Genomic DNA, 18,097 nt, shown 5'->3' with positions numbered 1-18,097 from the left:
TAAAAGTTCAGATTTTTCAAGAAAGGAGGTTTTGTAACCAAGGATGCTCGCTACTTCTCAAACACAACATTTGACATTAACTCATCTGAATTTTTGCAATATAAATCAATTAGTATCATCATAATAAATACACTGCTTAGAATAAACAAATAGGCCAAAAAAAACAGAAATATTGTCTTAAAAAACCAGGGTTTATACTGACTCATTCTGTTCAATAATTCATGAAAACCAATTATTTTTATGGTAACAAAGGTTGAAAATACCGTGCTTTTCTCTTTTATTAAACGATCATTTACAAATAACCTGCTTTTAACATACACAGTATCTGATTCCAGCATTGTTATATTTTCAAAACCAACCGGTTTAATAAAAGATATTTCATAATAAAATTCTTTATTTTTTGAATCTTTTACCGGGTCAAAAGAAAAACATTGATTTCTTAATTTATTTTTAAGAAATATATTATTTGAAAATATATTAAAGTTTTTCCGGTATAATAACTTTTCCTCCCTGCTATCATAGAGACTGAAGACTGCAGGATCTTTAAATTTCGCTATTAATGCGTTTATTATTATTTTAAAAGTAATCCCTTCATTATTCCTTCTCCAATTATTGCAAAACATAATATTGATCCTGCTTAAATTATTCTCCTTTGGAATAAATACTTGCTTGATTTTTATTATCGGATCCTTACTGCTTATTGCAACTTCTTGAATATTCGCATCCTGTACCGGAATATCCGTATTATGCACCTCTGATTTCACAAATAATATTATAGCGGCATAAAGCAATAAGGAGATAATAATACTTTTAAACAGTATTTTCAGCATAGCATTCCCTTTACAAATAGTATCTTGGTAAAATAATAATCATCAAACAATAAATATTAAATAACACAGCCGTTACGGATATTACTGCCAAATATTTTACATGATCTTTTTTTGATACTACGCTTAATAAACCGCTAGTCATGCAAATATAAATAAACGCTATTATCGGGAAAAAGTATCTTCCCTGTAATCCAAATTTTATATTACAATCAATGTAAACCAGACTCATTGTATATATAACAAGCGGAATTAATAAAAGAATATGTATTTTTAACGGTAAAAACGGTCTTTTTTTGAAAACAGCCTTATATATATCAAAAATATAGAATAATATACAAGTCACCGAAAGAACCAATAAAACCCTTGAAGCCAGGGGAGGAATCGGCAAATTTAACCAACCAAAATCGCCAAAAAATGAATAGGGCATATCGACAAAGAAAAACGGAATAAAATCTTCATGAAAATACTCGTACACCTTTCCTATTTTTTCGATAAATACAGGGACAGGAAAGTTATTCTTCAGATTCAACACTGCTAAGAACAAAAAGGAAAAACACACAACTCCGCCGATTATTTTAGTTTTTAACGGATATTCTTTTGCAAAACAAAACGGGATAAACAGAATTATTAAGCTTAATGCAAATTGCTGCTTCGTAAAAATTCCCAGTAACAGCACAAATAATAAAAATATTACATCTCTTATTTTATATTTAGTTAAAAATATTTTTAGATAATAATAGAGAAAAAGCGTAAAAAGCAGGGTTAACAAGTTATCGCTATTAACCGATACTGAGATAAAAGTATACATAGGATTAAAACTGACCAACAGCGATATAAAAGCAGGTATATATTTTTGTTTATTAAATATCAACCCGGCAATTTTATATACCATAAATATCGTCAACAAGCCCAATAACAAGGAGAATATTCTGACAGCAAACACTCTTGTGATAATACTGCTGTTATAAAATATATTATAAGGGATGGAGGAATACATATAATATAACGGAGGATATTGTATGGAAATGGCTGATATATTTGTATTTGTTCTTCTTAAGCAAACAGGAAGAGTATTAATCCTATTCTCGTTCTCGCCTGTTTCGTTTCCGGTAAAATTAATTTTATTTAACCGGGAATGATAAATTCTCATTAAACCGCTGTATTTAGCAGCTAAATCAACTTCTTCAGATTGATAAATATCTTTCTTATCATATTTATTAAAAAATATCTTATTAGTTTCTGCTATTTTCTGAACATAATCAAAATGCACCGGCTCATCCGGCGTGTCAAATAGAGGAATCAAGGCAATCCACATTAGCCCCTTGATGAAACTTACCAGAAGCACTATAAATATAAGGATATTTTTATTCTTCATTATTTTTACCGTAATCTGTCATATTAAATATTATATCTATTTGGAGAGTTAATAACAAGTCCGAAACGGGATAGAGGAACAGATGCTCGGATGGTCAGAAGCGCAAGAGCAGGAGTAAAGATCTGAGAATATTGAGCTTTCGCTGATTTTCTGCGCATAATAGCGTCTAACCTGATTTCTGCCTCAGCAAAATCAGGCTAATTTCACTATCCGTACCCAGCCGCATCTTGGGGCCCCAGGTACCGCAGCCGGAGGAAACAAATAGCGTAAGAGTTCCTATTTTGTACAAACCGTACATATATCCATAAGGCAGTCTCACCAGGAAGTTAAAAGGTATTATCTGCCCCCCATGTGTGTGTCCGGATAGCATGAGGTCTATCCCTGCAGCTTCAATTTCTTTAATTCCCTTCGGCTCATGAGAGAGCAGCTCTTTTTTCAAATTCACCTTATTAAAGGCAAAGCTAAGCCCTCCCAGCTGAACACCTTTTAGTTCTATACTTTTATTATCAAGTACTGTTACACCGGATTCTTCAACTGCTCTGTAGACAATTTCCAAACCATCAATAAAATCATGATTGCCTGAAACAAAATAGGCAGGCGCCTTTAGTTGTTTCAGCGGAAGTAGTGTCCTTATCGATATGCGTCGTACCATCAACGAGGGTCTCCCGTGAACAAAACCGCATCAGGGTTCAGTCCATTTAATTCTTTTACGAGTTCGGCAAGGTACTCAGGTCCGTTCACAACCCCAAAATGTACATCACTCACCTGGGCAAGTGTCAGGTTTTCCCTGAAAGGTATCACCGTTTCTTTTACTTTCCTGTCAAGCGCATGTATTATATTGGCAATTCAGGTAGTATTTTGGATATTATGAAGAGATTAGCAAATTATTAGCCTCTTTTTCTGATACAATTACCATTTTTCTCTTGCTGTCTTCCGTACTTCTTCTTCCGCCGTCTTCTGTACTCCGCTTTATTTCGGTAATCGTATTGTAAAAGTTGTACCCTTGCCCAACTCACTATCTACGGATATTTCACCATTGTGCTTCTTCGTTATTTCATAACAGATACTTAAACCCAAACCGGTACCTTTTCCGACTTCTTTTGTGGTAAAAAACGGCTCGAATAATTTCTTCTTATTCTCTTCAGAAATCCCCATCCCGGTATCAGCAACGGTGATTTTAATGAATTTATCCTCCTGGGCAGTATTTACCTTTATCGTCCCTCCCTCCGGCATTGCATCCATTGCATTATTACAAAGATTTATCATTATCTGCTGGATCTGATTCACATCTATCAGCGTATCCGGCAGGTTCTCCCCATAAGTCACAACAATCTCAACGTTCCTTATTTTTGTCTGGACTTCAATAAGCGCTATAGCTTCTTTTATTGCTTTATTAACACTCACCGATTGTTTTACCATTTTAGATGCTCTTGAAAATGTTAACAGATTATCAATAAGTTTCTTACATCTTATTGCTTCTTTTTCAATCGCTAGGAGCGGCTTTGACACCGGATCCTCGGCTTTTACTCGTTTTAAAACAATCTGCGCATAGCCAAGGATTATGGTCATCGGATTATTTATTTCATGCGCAACTCCACCCGCCAGCTGACCGACCGCAGCCATCTTCTCCGATTGATGAAGCTTATCATGCAAATTCTCATTTTCTTTTGTTCTTTCCTGCACCTTAAGTTCAAGTTTGGTATTTAATTCTTCAAAAGCCGTTTGAACTCCGATAAATTTATCAAGCAGGGTATAAGCCATAGCCATAATAATAGAAAAATATGCGTATTCGCTCACGTAAATAAAAGAATAGACTTGCAGACCGACCAGGATGTCGTTTACAACACCAAAAAAGAATACGAATAAACTAATGATAACTATAAGAAAGACACGAGACTTTGATTTCAAGTGAAACTGGATAGTAAGAATAATAAGGTATAGGTACAAGGCAGCCGTAAACAGTGTTTCAATCATATAAATAAGACCTATTTCACATTCATAATAAGTAATTTTATATATATATCAAAGAAGCCAGCATGTTTAATTGCCGGTCTCGAAGAAGTAACTGAAAGTTCAGGACTTACCAGAGCAGAAACAATAAATATTAACGCATAGCAAGCCGCAACTATCTTAACAAAACGGTTACTTTTTTGTTCAGTAAGCAGATTGATGAACCATACAAAAAATACAGAAATAAACCCAATTGTATTAATCTGAAGCCTTTGCCAAATAACACCCTGATCAACAGAAAGAGAATTATACAGGCCGACACTAAATACATCATAAAGTCCTGCGCAGATACATAAAAAGCTAAAAGGAAGATGTTCCTTGACCTGAGGTCTTTTTATATACAGAAAAAAGTAGTACATCCCAACATAAAAATTGACCGATGCCATTACTATAAGCGGAACCGATAAATTATGCAATATCCCCCTCCTCTGTAAATATCATATTGTTTTATAAGTTAACCATATTATATATACACAAACACTTAGAAGAAAGCAAAAAGATTCGGTATAACGAAGAGAACCGATATTTATATATAGTGCCTTTTTATCCGGCCCTCAGCATTTTTATGAAATCTAAAGGACTTAAGACCGCTATTGCTTTATACTTTTTAATAGAGAGAACATGGATATCCCCGCTGACAATAACATCAGCTTTACCAGCAATGGCAAGAGCAAAGAACTTATCATCAGCGGGATCTTTCTTAACAACTTTAATATTAGTGTGGATTACAACAGGAGTTATGTAAGGAAGAAGTTCTTCGTCGACAATTTCCTTAATTTCCACAGAATTTATTTCAAACTTCGAATAATGCAGAACGCGTATGTATTCATTTAAAACTTCTTTGGAAAGCAAATATTCAAAAGTGCCGTTTTTCCAATTTTTCACAAGCACCTCTAATTTACCGCGGAAAAGGACAGAAGAGATAAATACATTAGTATCAATAACAACTTTTAGCTTTTTTAAAGTGATACCTCCGGCGGGAATTATTTCTTTCTTGCCCATTCTATCGCCTTTTCGATATCTTTTTCGTTAATACCGAGTTTAGCTATTTTGTTCTTCACTATTTCAGCGTTTGATTCCTTTGAAGGCATCATTTTGACAGGTTTTAAAACAATATAACCCGTCTCATTCTCATTAGCTTCAAAGTAGTCAACTCCCGGAAACCTGTCAGAAAGCGCTTTCGGAAGCGTAATCTGGTTTTTATATGTCTTTTTCACAAGCATATTAGTCACCTCTAATCATATTATACAATACAGTAATGCTGTTGTCAAGTAATGTAGTAATGATACATTACCCTTCTTTCCAACCTTCGAGTTAAAAATGTGTTGCTCAATTTCATTGAGCGCCCGCCTTAGCCGGAACGGTCTTAATCGGGCAACTACAATATTCATCATTGAATTATTTGAAGCTGTACGGCTGGCCGTTCAATAAAAGCTGTTTTATAACGGCTTTGCCTTCTTTGTCTACGGCGACTTCGACCGTAATCTTGTCTTTGGTGTTCCAGCCCATCAGATTTTCTATTTTTTTGCCCTTCCCCTCGGGGACGAAGTAGCTTTCGATACCGTAATCAACTCTATTTCGCTGCCATCTGTTTTCTTTTACTATGCCCTGAATAAACACTCCATCCTGAGGAACATCGGAATATGCCTTCTTGACTTCCCAATACTTCCCCCTTTTTTCAAGCTGTACGAACACTTCTTTCCCGGGAGTTACCGTGCCGAAATCTTTATCAAAGCTGACATTATTTATTTTATAGCTGAGTATCACATAGTCGCCGCGGAGGAGGTCTCTGGGATCAACGGGCTGGGTTTCAAGCTCTATCACAGCGCCTTCGGTCAGGACTTTTTCTTTTGAATATATCATGGCAAGTGCTATGACAACGAATAACGCCGAGACAACTATCAGGACTATTCTATTTTTCATCTTTCATCCTCCCTACAATTCCCTTTCTCTTCTTCTCAAGGAAAATGCCTCCCGCGATAAACAAAATACCGCTGACTATAAAGAAGAGCGACTTTTCTTTCAGCTTCCAGAAGACATCCATGTACCTCGTGGCGATAAACAAGATCAAAGTGGCAACGCCGGAATTAAAAATCTTCGGGGATTGTACTTCCATTCCGAAAAATAGCATAACGGCGGCGATAACTACAAGTACCGCATTGGCTACAACCACATTGGCTTTCGGCGTTCCGCTGTTCAAAAGCATAATGGCCGTGCCGATGACTGCAAGTCCGACCGCAAGCGCTTCGAGTTTTGCCTGCTTTGTCTTCAAAAACCCGCTTACATATATATACACAAAGCCGAGGACACTCAGACCTGCCAGAGCAAAGGAAATGTTGGTCATAAAATTGTTTTTGAGTACCTCTTTATCGTGTATCTCGTTGAACGAAAGGAAATAGAGCACTCCGAAGACAATCATAAAGCCGAATATTTTATAGATGTTACCGTAATCCTTATCTTCTTCTTTGTTTTCATGAACCATGCCGATAAGATAGATAATGACTCCGAGGAATATCTCAAAACTCCCGCTCGCAATCGCACCGGCTTTCAGTTTGTACGTATTCACGACAGCTGCAATAAGGAAGTTCAGCCAGACCATCACATTAAGGATGTTTATACCCAAGCTTGCCTTTGCTTTATTCTTATATGACAAGAAGAACATCAGAACAAGCGGGATTATAAAGATATAATCCGGGGACTTGAAATCAACTGATGCGCTAAAGCCGATACCGGAAGCAAGCAAAGCTACGCTTGAAAAGACCAGGAACAACTCTTCGGTGAGCGGCGGTTTTATGAGCTTTGCAAGGTAGTAAACGATAAGCCCGAGGAAAATCTCATAAGGGACGTAGACATATTTCATAGCAGCTGCGTAAAAAGCACCAATCAAGAGACCGACAAGGTTAAGCGCCAGACCCTTTTCAAACTTCTTCGCCAGTGGGAAAAGACATAAGAAAACTATCCCGGGATAGTAGTAATTGGGCAAGCTCTTCCCAACGCTGAAAGAGATGTTCCAGATACCGAATAATACCGAGGCAAGTATATATATGTACTCGTTGTCGAGAAAATACGTGAGCGGAAGTAAAGGTGCAGCCCAAAGAATAAGGATTACCCAGCTCCCGTCAGAGCTCAGATTGTATATCTGCGCAATAAGCGCCAAAGTCGCTCCCCAAAGAATAGAAGAAAGAACTATCAAACTTTTCCCGAGGATGGGATATTTCCCGTTCTCGTAAGAGAGGAAGTACCCTGTCCAGAGCGTGCCGATAGTAAGTATCAGGAGTGTAGCCGTCCTGACATGCGCAGGAATATCCTGCCAGTTGCTCGCGACAAGAAATATGAGTCCGATCCCGATAAAGACAGCCCCGAACAAAGTGATAATCCGTATCATATCAATTTTCCTTTTAGGCACCGCCCTGTTAATCTTATTGAAAGAAAGTATCGCATCCGTCTGATCCGGCGTTATTATCTTCCCTTCCTCCCAGAGCCGTATCTGCCCCTGAAGCCATCTCCCCCTCGACCGCAACATCACCATCCTGACAATAACATAAGTAATCGCCGAGGGTATCCCTAATATTACAACGATCCCAAGTATAATCCACCCCATATCATGCATAAAACCTCCTGAACATTTATTAATGATAATCAACTTAATCCGTACAACTCCACCCGCTGAAAATCCCCCCTGGAACAAGGCAATAAAATGCGAACATGTAAAAAATGATTACTATTAAAAGCGTAAAAGGTATTTGTCTAAAAAGGACTATTTTCATATTTTTTTTATATTTTCCCGGTAAAAGAGCGTACTTCAATAAAGGATATGCACTAAGAAATAACGGAATAAAAGCCAAGTGGCTCAATCTCACAATATAAATAAAAACACTTATTATAATATTTATAATACCGATTACTAAAACAGCCCAGGACTTTTCAATGAACAACGTAAAGAAGCATAACAAAACAGATATAACAGTGAAAGCCGCTATAAATTCATCAGATACTATTACCCATGTAACAATTTCCGGAATGCTGCCCAAAACAACTGTCATGAAATGTACGAAACCCTCTAAAACTTCTTTTTTATTCAATAACACAATACCCAGACCAAACAGTGCGAAAGAAAAAGTAATCATAAAGAACGGGCTGCGCATTATAGTCCAAGCTGTCAGCAGATATATTCTTGGAGTACTTTGAATCTTCCCCTCTGTTCGCATGTTTTCCTTTGTTATTCCGGACTCAGAGCCGGAATCCAGCGTTTTTATAATAACATCTAAGAAATTCCTCATGACGGTTATTTTCGTAATTTTGTAGCTGCCAGATTCATCGGGCGCCTTAAAAACGCTCAATAAATTGATCAACTACAAGGAAAAAATACGTACTTTTTCCTTCTTGAGGAATTCCTGCAATTTCTGTGACTACCTTGACAAAACCTATTCTTTTTACTATAATAATACTGAACCACTGAAAACCCGAATGGGTCGCAGGTGGTGTTTTTATTTAGGGGACAAAACAATGCCATAGTCCCCTGTTTTCGAGCTGCATGGCTATTGCAAATTCCTTAAATATAGTATATACTGTTATTAGGTTTTACCAAGTAAAACCGTCGGCATTTAAGAGGACTGTTGGACAAAACTTAACAGCCCTAAATTAAATAAATACTTTCTGAAAGGATCGGGGTGTCTCCCGGTCGACAGAGGCCTCTCGAAAGGGAGGCTTTCTGCTTTTATGGGAATATTTTCAAACCCCATCCCTTGTATTCGCCAATATCATTACAGTATATTTTCTTTTCCAGTATCTGGAATGGAATATAGTGTACTTCCGGATAGAGAGTCTTTCTTGCCAGTGGATAAGCAATCAAGTCCGACAACTGCAAGCCGATATTATTATCAAGCTTATGCAAAAAACTAAATCCGAGTATTCTTTTTTGCATCCTTTGCCTCGTAACGTAAAAGGTTCCCCTATCATTTATTGAATTAAAATGCGCTTCAAGCATTACATCTTCTTTCTTTCCTCTTTTCTCAACAATAATTTCAGCTTTGCCATCGTTATCTTTTTTGTCAAGACAAAAAGTCATTCTTTCTATAACGAACGACAGACAAATACTATAAGGATCCTTTGCATCTTTCCCGTACTTTTTAATGTATTCTTCTTTATTTATCCCTGCACCAATAATCGTTATGTTCGCCTTTTCCAACAACCCATTCAAATCATTATAAAACTGTGATTTCAACTTCGTATCAAAAAGTACCTGAAAGGCTCCCTCGCATTTTCTTATTTCTCTGGAATGTAAAACTACAGACTTGCTTCCAAAATATTTGATTTTAAATTCATTTAAAGCAGTCTCAATATCTAAAAGATCATCTTCGCTTATAAGACATCCACACAACAAAAAAAGAGGAAAGTTTTTGTCAATAAAACTCAAACCATGATCCCCTGTCTCATCTAAGAAAAATGTGTATTTCATTTATCACCTGTGCCAGTTTTTGTCAAACTTGCATTTCTTATTAAAGCTCAGCTAAACTTCCTATTCAAAATATTCCTGATTCTCACCGATGCTTGACCATCGCCGTAGGGGTTTTTCTTGGCGGTCATGCGGCGGGACAGGGTGCCGGTTTTTAAAAGCTCTGTTGCAAGCTTTACTATTCGTTTTCTGTCGGTGCCGACCAAAATTGCATTTTTTGCGGCAACGCCTTCCTGGCGTTCGGTTACCTCACGCATTACGAGAACAGGTTTTTTCAGGGAAGGGGCTTCTTCTTGGACTCCGCCGGAGTCGGTGATTATGAAATGGGATTTGGACATCAGGTAGACGAAGTTTTCGTAATCCATGGGTGGGATGAGTTTTATGTTTGAGACGTTAGAAAGTATTTCCGTCACGGGCTTTTGAACGTTCGGGTTAAGATGTACGGGGTAGATTATCAGTGCGTCGTTGTTTTTAGCGATATCTTTCAAAGCATGGCAGATGTTCTTGAAGCCCTGTCCAAAGTTTTCCCTTCTGTGACCGGTGACGAGTATCATTTTTGTGTTAAATGTTATACCAAACTCTTTTTTAAAATACTGCTGGCGTGCTTTCTCTTCTTTTTTTAATTTTTTCACCATAAAAATCAGAGAGTCAATGGAAGTGTTCCCTGTTACAAATATTTTATTCTCAGGAATGGCTTCTTTTATAAGATTTACAGCGGCTTCTTTTGTCGGAGCGAAAAATACGTCGGCAATCGGGGTAACGAGCTTCCTGTTTATTTCTTCCGGAAAGGGAGCATATTTATCATACGTACGAAGCCCTGCTTCTACATGGGCAACGGGAATTTTCTTGTAAAAAGCGGCCAAAGCGCCTGCAAATGCCGAGGTAGTATCCCCCTGAACGATAACCACATCGGGTTTTTCTTTTTCTAATACTTTTTCAATCTTGAGCAGTATATTCGCGGTTATCGAAAAGAGCGTCTGATTCTTCTTCATCACCTTAAGGTCATAATGCGGTTTTACATTAAAAAGCTTCAAAGCCTGATAAAGCATCTGATTATGCTGACCGGTAACGCAGATCACAGGATTTTTAAACTGTTTTATAAGAAGCACCAGCTTTAAAGCCTCAGGACGGGTACCGAAAACAAATAAAGGTCGCATTACCCCTCCTTTTCGAAGTAAATTTTACAATGCAAACTAAAAAAACGTTACGGGTAGCGGGTGCTATCTCGTTTTGTCAACATATGTTGACAAAAATATATCACTCATACCGAGAAAAGCTTTGCTTACATTAATGTGTCATTATTTAAATTTAAAACTCCAGAGTGTAAACCTAGCACCCAGGACCCAGAACCTTCTTTTATTTATAGTTATTAATCGTTACCACTACATAATCCAGCATCTCTTCGGTCATTTCGGGATAGTTTGGAAGAGAGCATACTTCCAATGCGGCTTTTTCACTTTCGGGCATGCGGACATTATAGCCAAGTTTTGTGTATGCTTCCTGTTTGTGCATGGGGATAGGATAATGAACAGCTGTCGATATTCCCTGCCCTTTAAGATATTCCTGGAAAGCATCTCTTTTTCCGTTTTCCACTCTTACTGTATATTGATGATAAATATGCTTTGCAAAATCCTGTTCAAACGGGGTCACAATACCTTTCAAATTATTATTATAGAACTTTGCATTTTTTCTTCTTTTTTCATTCCAGGCCTGGATATATTTAAGCTTTACCCGGATAACTGCAGCCTGTATCTCGTCAAGCCGACTGTTTATCCCTATCTCCGAGTGAATATATTTTTTTGAGGAACCGTGAGCCCGAAGAAGTTTTATCAGATTGGCATATTCTTCATTATTGGTCAGTACCATGCCGCCGTCTCCGGCACAACCAAGATTCTTGGTCGGGAAGAAACTCAAACAGCCGATATCTCCGATATTTCCGGTCTTTTTCCCGCGATATTCTGCGCCTATAGACTGTGCGCAATCCTCTATCACTTTAAGTTTGTGTTTGTTTGCAATGTACATTATCTGATCCATATCAGAAGGCTGACCGTATAAATGCACGGGCATTATTGCCCTTGTTTTTGGAGTTATCTTTTCTTCAAGATGTTTTATATCAATATTATACGTATCAGGACGTATATCGGTAAAAACTACTTTTGCGCCGGCCAAGGTCACCGTTTCCGCAGAGGCAAAAAATGAGAACGCAGGGACAATAACTTCATCGCCTTCATTTATTCCAAGCGCCTTTACGGCAAGAAAAAGAGCGTCAGTTCCGGAATTAACGCCAATAGCGTATTTGGAACCAAAAAACTTTGCCATCTCCTCTTCCAGCTTTGTAACCTCAGGTCCGAGGATAAAGTGCCCGCCGGCAAGGACAGCTTCAACTGCAAGGTTCAACTCACTTTTAATATTCTGATATTGCGCTTTTAAGTCGATTAACGGTACTTGCATATAACTCCTTTGAAGAACAATCACTAAGACTTAAATTCTAAATTCTAAACAATTACTTAATAAGTCGCTAAATCTTAAACAAAATCATTGTACTTATATTAATAAACTTCCTTCCGTTTAGTTATTAGTGCTTATTTTTTAGTTATTGTTTTAAATTTAGTACTTTGATCTTAGTAATTAGTTTTTGCTATTCCGAATATTCCTCAGCCGGCACATCCCTAATGACCTTTGCAGGGACACCTTTAACTAGTTTGCCATCCGGTACATTCTTTGTAACAATAGAACCGGCAGCTACGAAGGCCTCTTTGCCGATGGTGATGCCGGGAAGAAGTATCGCATTTGCGCCTATTCTCGCGCCTTTTTTTATAGTGGCGCCTTTTTTAAGGGCAAATCTTTTCTCGGTGCGGCCCATAAAATTATCATTTGTAGTGGTAACACATGGAGCTATAAAAACATTATCTTCTATAGTCATCCAGGCGGTCACATAAGCGTGGGCTTGCATTTTTACATTATTTCCTATTTTTGTATCATTTTCTACCGTGACTCCTCGGCCGACCAGGCATTTATCGCCAACGATGCATTTCTCGCGTATGAAAGCGCCGTCTCCGACAAGTGTATCCTTACCGATCGTTGTACCGGCGCAAATTATAGCTCCGGCACAGACGGTTGTCCCTTCCCCGATAACAAGAGGAGCAAACTTCTCTTTTTTTAACGTTGAGGTCTTTGCTCTTTCGGCGGTCTTGCCTATGATGCAATTATCACCAATTATCACATTATCTTTCAGTTCTACATCAGGATAGATCACGGAGTTATAACCGATCTTAACATCTTTACCTAGCTTTGCTTTCTTACCGTCTACTTCTACGAGAGTATATATTTCTGTCATAGAACTTCCACATTTTTGAATTTGCCGAACTTCCTGGTAGCGCCTCTGGTGTCTACGATAAGCTTGGCAGTTTTTATCATTTTTTTATAGTCAAAGCATGTATGATTGGTGGCAATGAGCAAACAATCCGCAGATTTAATAAGAGCATCTGTAAGTTTAACAGATTTCTCCATTTTCCCTGCGATTTTCACGGCAGGAATAAAAGGATCATGATAAACGACCTTTGCTTTAAAACTTTTCAGTATTTCAAACAACTTAAACGACGGGGATTCACGCCAGTCATTGATATCTTTTTTGTAAGCCATACCAAGAAGCACCACTTTAGCAGCCTTTATACTCTTGCCCTGCTTGTTCAAGGCATCCACTGTCAGGCGAATGACATATTCAGGCATGTTTTCGTTTATCTTTGCGGCAAGTTCAATAAATTCCGTACGGAAATCATATTTTTTCGCTTTCCAGGAGAGATATATTGGATCCAGAGGAATACAGTGTCCGCCAATTCCGGGTCCGGGATAAAAAGCCATAAAACCGTAAGGTTTCGTCGCCGCCGCATCCACGACCTCCCACATATCAATGCCCATCTTTTTGCTAAGCATCGCAAGTTCATTTACCAGAGCAATATTCACGGAGCGATAGATATTTTCAAGAAGTTTTTCCATCTCGGCAACCTTGGGAGAAGAGACTATCATAATATTGTCAATTATCTGTCCGTAAAGGTGTTTTGCGACTTCACTGCAGGTTTTTGTAACTCCACCGATAACCTTGGGAGTGTTTTTCAGATTAAACTGCCTGTTGCCCGGGTCAACTCTCTCCGGTGAGAAGACAAGAAAGAAATCCTTTCCGACCTTTAGCCCCGTCTTTTCAAGTTCAGGAAGCATTATCTCTTCGGTAGTTCCCGGGTAGGTGGTACTTTCCAGACTGACCAGCTGTCCCTTATGAAGATATTTTGCAACTTGTTTTGTAGTAGATTTTATGTAAGAAATATCCGGATCTTTATTCTCATCAAGCGGGGTAGGGACACAAATACAAATGGCATCGACATTATTGAGCACGGAAAAGTCCATCGTAGCGCGAAGCTTCCCGGCTTTTACAAGTTCGCCTAATGCCCCGTCCACGACATCAGGGATATAACACTCCCCTTTGTTCACCATATCAACCCGGACCTTATTTACATCCAATCCCGCGACAGAAAATCCCATCTTGGCTTTTTCCACCGCAAGAGGCAAACCGACATAGCCAAGCCCGATAACCGCAATGCGCGCCTTTTTAGATTTTAGTTTAGCAATAAGCGTTTCTGAGGTTTTCATATGGGTTAATTTTAGCATAAAAGCCGTATATATTAAAGAAAAAAGACGGTTTTGGTGGTTTTGGAGTTCTCCTGATGCCAATTAATAAAAACGTAACGAGTTGCGAGTAACGGGTGCGACATTAATGTAGTTTATTATATATTATTTCTTTTCTGGTGCAACAGGCTTTTTTATAATATGAACAACACCTATAGCATCGACCCAGTATGTTAAACCTTTGGGTTCAAGAATTAACGTTAATACATCTTTCTGCTCTTGTTTTTCTGTTATTCTCATAGTAACATTACCATACTCTGATATATCCGGGACATCTATTACAAACTTTGCTACATTTAAAAATATTGACTCAAGCGATACTTTAAGTGGCGTATCCTGAAAATCAATAGGCGGTTCAATGAATATTTCTTTATGAGAGGTTGTGTCCTTTTTCTGAATGTGATATACACCTTTTTCGTCTACACTGAAAGTTAGCTCTTTCCACTCTAAGATACGCTTTAATGCTTTTTCTAGGCCATCTTTTTTCGTCAAATCTTCTTTTTTTATGGAAGCATCGGATGTTCGCATATTTTCATCCAAAGGCGTATCTATTACATATGAAACTTTTGCGTCTTTAAAAAGAGATTCTAAAGCTATTTTGATCGGAGTGTCAAAAGTAGAAGTAGGCGGTTCGACATATTTCATAGGTTGTTCTTTTTTCGTCTCCTCTTTTTCTACATCCTTCGGAAAATATAGATTATAAAATACTTTCAACAACTCTTTTAAAGCCTCCAGTTTATTGGCATGATCAGGGACATCAACTATTTTAATTATTTTCTCGAAACTCTGTAAAACTGACGGCTCATTAGTTATTATTATTTCGTTGCCGTCACCTTGAGTTAAAACACCATTCTTTGTTAGCAGTTTTTTGATATTCTCATCATTCGCAATCTCATCTGCGGTTATATAGGTCAGTGAATACTGTTTAGCAATTATTTTAACAGGAGGTGTATTCGACTTTTTTTTAATATGATATATGCCAGAGGCATCTACATTGAAAGACAAATTCTTTGGCTTTAAAATCAATGCTAACACTGTGTCTAATTCCTGTCTTTCTCTTATATACAGTGTCACATTGCCGTACACTGACATTGGAGGATCAGTAACCTCAAACGAGTACTGTGCCCCTGTTTTTAAAAATAGCGTTTCAATTGCTACTTTTACGGGAGTATTGGGGAAATCAATAGGGGCTTCAACATAAAGTGTTTTGCAATAAACAATACCGGAAGCAAGCAGAAACATTAGAACCAAAAGAAACCTTTTCATATTTTTACCTCTACAGTATTAGCAGCATTTTAACAGGAAAAGTTCATTTAAAAACTATTCCACGGATTACAAAACTACAGGACTCTCCGCCTTTCGCGAGATCTCACCAGATGTGGACACTGATACAAACTACAAAACTGTTAGGATTCTCAGTAGTTGCCTGATTCCATCAGGCGGCTCAATGAAATTGAGCAACTACATTTCTTTTCCACCAACCATCCAAACCTCTAACCTTCAAACCATCAGGCAAGCCTTTCCGCCTCACTCTTCCGTAAACTTTACCTTCATTATCACAATGCTTATAACGAAGATTATGGCTACTGCCAGAAAGATCAGCCTTGGATTTATCAGGTACAAATAACCGCCTATGGGGGCGGCGGGAACCATGGCAAGGATTATTATAGTGTTAAACACAGAAACTATCCTTGACCTTTCCGCATCTGTAAGCAAATTCATGCTGTAGGCATCTGAAAGAGGCCTGAAGAACGCCATTGATATACCGTTAAAAATAAATGCTATTGCAATGAAGGAACCTTTATGCGCGGGAGCAAAAACATAAAACAATGCGCCCACCACTGAAAACATTGTCGCAAATACCAGGTATTTTTTAAATTTCTTTTCTTTCACGTGAGGAATAAAAATAAATATTATACTGATCATCACAATTGAGAAAATAAACGGATAAATAGAAATTTCGGAATCAGCCAGGCCAATACCTTTTGTATCTGTCAAGAATATCGGATAATAAGTATTCCACATAACCAGCGCGAACCCGACCAGGATCTGGACAATACAATACCAGAATAATTGCTTTCTTTCTTTTATATTTAAAAAAGCCTCTTTAAATTTTTTTACTTCTTCCCCAAAATTATATTTCTTTTTTTCTTTGACAGTTTTCCTGGAAACTTCAGTTTCTTTTAGATGCTTCCCTCGATAATAAAGCCCTGCACCCATTGATATTGAGGAAATGAAATACATTATCCTGCAGCCCATAACAAGACCAAAACCGTCCACTATCATACCTGCCAGCGGTACAAGAAGGCTCGCGCCATTAAGCATTACCTGCAGGAAAGCATAGATATTTGCTCTTTTGTCTTTTGGCGTACCTTCAACAAAGAGACATTGCCAGGAGGCCATTGCTATCATGCAAAGATTATTTATTATCGTTCCGGCGATAAACCACCATATATTCTGTGCAAAAGAAAAGACCAGCATCGCAGTAAGCCACGTTAAAGAATCAAATATCATAAGAGTTCTCTTTTGCCCCAACCTGTCGGAAATTGTAGCGCCCAAAATAGTGCCTATCGCGGCAACCGCAATCCCGAGGGAAGTTACCAGCCCGACCTCAACCTTGCTTAAACCCAAAGCGATCATATATATCGGAGAGTACAGACCAAACCAGGCTATAGGCACCGTCCAGTTTGCTTCAGTCACAATAATTATCTTCGCATTTCCTTTTACAGAATAAACAAGTTCCTGTATCTTTGTCTTCTGGTAATCAACCAGATAAAGGGAATTTTTTATAACCGAAGATATTAAGCCATTAAATTGTTCTATGATCATACGACCGTCTCCACAATGTTGATAGCAATGACCCGCCTTATGTCAAACCTCTCCACCAGTAAATGAGGTCTTTTCAGAGACGGAAAACTCAAAACATTAAACTCGAAATTCGAAAAAACCACAAAGAACAAACCAGAAATATATTTAAAAATTACTTTTATGGAGCACATTTTCAATGCGCCGGACAGGCATCATTTACTCGCCCAGAGCATTCCTCTTTTTACTATTTCTTTTACTTCAGGGATATCGAAATCTTTAGCTGCGTGGCCAAGCGAGGTGTAGAAAACTCTGGCTTTGCCGTATTTCCTTTTCCAGACTACGGGCATTACAGTACCGTTTATCCAGGGATCTATATGACCGTCAAAGGTTGTAACAGCCAGAACTTCGTTGGACGGATCCACATGCATATAGTATTGCTCGGAGTTAATTTTAAAATCTGTAAAACCCTTTACTATTGGATCCTCAGGTTTTGTAATTTGAACGGAATAATCTATTATCCCGCCCGGATGCTGGACCCACTGCCCGCCTACTATATATTGATAGTCTACATTATTTCTAAAGGAGTCACCCATCCCTCCATGCCAACCCGCAAGACCAATACCGCTTTTTATTGCATCTACAAGCCCTTTTTCCTGTTCTTTAGTAATAGTTCCCATCGTCCAGGCAGGTACGATAAGGTCAAAAGACATCATTTTATCCTTGTCTGTATAAATATCCAGCTTATCAGAGATTGTAACATCATACCCATTCGTCTGAAGTACCGGCGCGAATATATCCACGCACTGCTTAGGTTCATGTCCGTCCCACCCGCCCCAGACCATTAACGCTTTTTTCATTTTCCCTCGCTCCTTTTTGAAAAAGATTCCACCGATTACAAAGCTACAGGATTCCACTGATACAAACATTTTATTCATTGTT

General features: G+C 38.2%; 18 protein-coding genes. All 18 read right to left on the bottom strand.

Going from position 1 to position 18,097, the window contains the following annotated elements:
• Window positions 1–50 precede the first annotated feature (50 nt).
• The 18 genes from A2536_03500 to A2536_03415 all read right to left on the bottom strand — a co-directional run bounded on the left by A2536_03500 (window position 51) and on the right by A2536_03415 (window position 18,015).
• Complete coding sequence (locus A2536_03500) at window positions 51–830, bottom strand: hypothetical protein (GenBank protein OGF47128.1); 780 nt, start codon at window positions 828–830, stop codon at window positions 51–53.
• 10 nt (window positions 831–840) lie between these two features.
• Window positions 841–2,205, bottom strand: a complete 1,365-nt coding sequence (locus tag A2536_03495) for a hypothetical protein (protein ID OGF47127.1) — start codon at window positions 2,203–2,205, stop codon at window positions 841–843.
• A 166-nt stretch (window positions 2,206–2,371) separates the two neighbouring features.
• On the bottom strand, window positions 2,372–2,857 hold the full coding sequence (locus tag A2536_03490; protein OGF47126.1) for a hypothetical protein: 486 nt from the start codon (window positions 2,855–2,857) through the stop codon (window positions 2,372–2,374).
• 317 nt (window positions 2,858–3,174) lie between these two features.
• Window positions 3,175–4,179 (bottom strand): hypothetical protein, encoded by a 1,005-nt coding sequence (locus A2536_03485; protein ID OGF47125.1) that lies wholly within the window; start codon window positions 4,177–4,179, stop codon window positions 3,175–3,177.
• Between the two features lie 11 nt (window positions 4,180–4,190).
• Window positions 4,191–4,631 carry a hypothetical protein gene (locus tag A2536_03480; GenBank protein ID OGF47124.1) on the bottom strand — a complete coding sequence of 147 codons (441 nt, stop codon included), beginning with the start codon at window positions 4,629–4,631 and terminating at the stop codon, window positions 4,191–4,193.
• 127 nt (window positions 4,632–4,758) lie between these two features.
• Complete coding sequence (locus A2536_03475; GenBank protein ID OGF47123.1) at window positions 4,759–5,217, bottom strand: putative toxin-antitoxin system toxin component, PIN family; 459 nt, start codon at window positions 5,215–5,217, stop codon at window positions 4,759–4,761.
• The gene (locus A2536_03470; protein ID OGF47122.1) at window positions 5,199–5,438 is read right to left on the bottom strand and encodes a hypothetical protein; all 240 of its coding nucleotides are present in this window, start codon (window positions 5,436–5,438) and stop codon (window positions 5,199–5,201) included. The genes A2536_03475 and A2536_03470 overlap by 19 nt, the downstream gene beginning before the upstream one ends.
• Window positions 5,439–5,613: 175 nt before the next feature.
• Window positions 5,614–6,138: a hypothetical protein gene (locus tag A2536_03465; GenBank protein OGF47121.1), complete on the bottom strand. Its 525-nt coding sequence runs from the start codon at window positions 6,136–6,138 to the stop codon at window positions 5,614–5,616.
• Window positions 6,128–7,825, bottom strand: coding sequence for a hypothetical protein (locus tag A2536_03460; GenBank protein ID OGF47120.1), 1,698 nt, complete (start codon window positions 7,823–7,825; stop codon window positions 6,128–6,130). Before A2536_03460 ends, A2536_03465 begins: the two co-directional genes overlap by 11 nt.
• A 34-nt stretch (window positions 7,826–7,859) precedes the next feature.
• A complete protein-coding gene (locus tag A2536_03455) occupies window positions 7,860–8,567 on the bottom strand; it encodes a hypothetical protein (GenBank protein ID OGF47119.1) in 708 nt (235 codons plus the stop codon).
• A gap of 365 nt (window positions 8,568–8,932) precedes the next feature.
• Window positions 8,933–9,673, bottom strand: a complete 741-nt coding sequence (locus A2536_03450) for a hypothetical protein (protein OGF47118.1) — start codon at window positions 9,671–9,673, stop codon at window positions 8,933–8,935.
• Window positions 9,674–9,720: 47 nt separating this feature from the next.
• Window positions 9,721–10,827, bottom strand: coding sequence for a UDP-N-acetylglucosamine 2-epimerase (locus A2536_03445; protein ID OGF47117.1), 1,107 nt, complete (start codon window positions 10,825–10,827; stop codon window positions 9,721–9,723).
• Between the two features lie 199 nt (window positions 10,828–11,026).
• The gene (locus A2536_03440; GenBank protein OGF47116.1) at window positions 11,027–12,121 is read right to left on the bottom strand and encodes a hypothetical protein; all 1,095 of its coding nucleotides are present in this window, start codon (window positions 12,119–12,121) and stop codon (window positions 11,027–11,029) included.
• A 187-nt stretch (window positions 12,122–12,308) separates the two neighbouring features.
• A complete protein-coding gene (locus tag A2536_03435; GenBank protein ID OGF47115.1) occupies window positions 12,309–13,007 on the bottom strand; it encodes a hypothetical protein in 699 nt (232 codons plus the stop codon).
• Window positions 13,004–14,332, bottom strand: a complete 1,329-nt coding sequence (locus A2536_03430) for a UDP-N-acetyl-D-glucosamine dehydrogenase (protein ID OGF47114.1) — start codon at window positions 14,330–14,332, stop codon at window positions 13,004–13,006. The genes A2536_03435 and A2536_03430 overlap by 4 nt, the downstream gene beginning before the upstream one ends.
• Before the next feature lie 123 nt (window positions 14,333–14,455).
• The gene (locus tag A2536_03425; protein ID OGF47113.1) at window positions 14,456–15,616 is read right to left on the bottom strand and encodes a hypothetical protein; all 1,161 of its coding nucleotides are present in this window, start codon (window positions 15,614–15,616) and stop codon (window positions 14,456–14,458) included.
• Window positions 15,617–15,877: 261 nt separating this feature from the next.
• Window positions 15,878–17,179 carry a hypothetical protein gene (locus A2536_03420; protein OGF47112.1) on the bottom strand — a complete coding sequence of 434 codons (1,302 nt, stop codon included), beginning with the start codon at window positions 17,177–17,179 and terminating at the stop codon, window positions 15,878–15,880.
• A 191-nt stretch (window positions 17,180–17,370) separates the two neighbouring features.
• Window positions 17,371–18,015 (bottom strand): hypothetical protein, encoded by a 645-nt coding sequence (locus A2536_03415; GenBank protein ID OGF47111.1) that lies wholly within the window; start codon window positions 18,013–18,015, stop codon window positions 17,371–17,373.
• Window positions 18,016–18,097 lie beyond the last annotated feature (82 nt).

Source organism: Candidatus Firestonebacteria bacterium RIFOXYD2_FULL_39_29, assembly GCA_001778375.1.
Lineage (GTDB): Bacteria > Oederibacteriota > D2-FULL-39-29 > D2-FULL-39-29 > D2-FULL-39-29 > D2-FULL-39-29.
The sequence above is the reverse complement of the archived record's forward strand: the minus strand, read 5'-3'. Positions and strand labels throughout refer to the sequence as shown.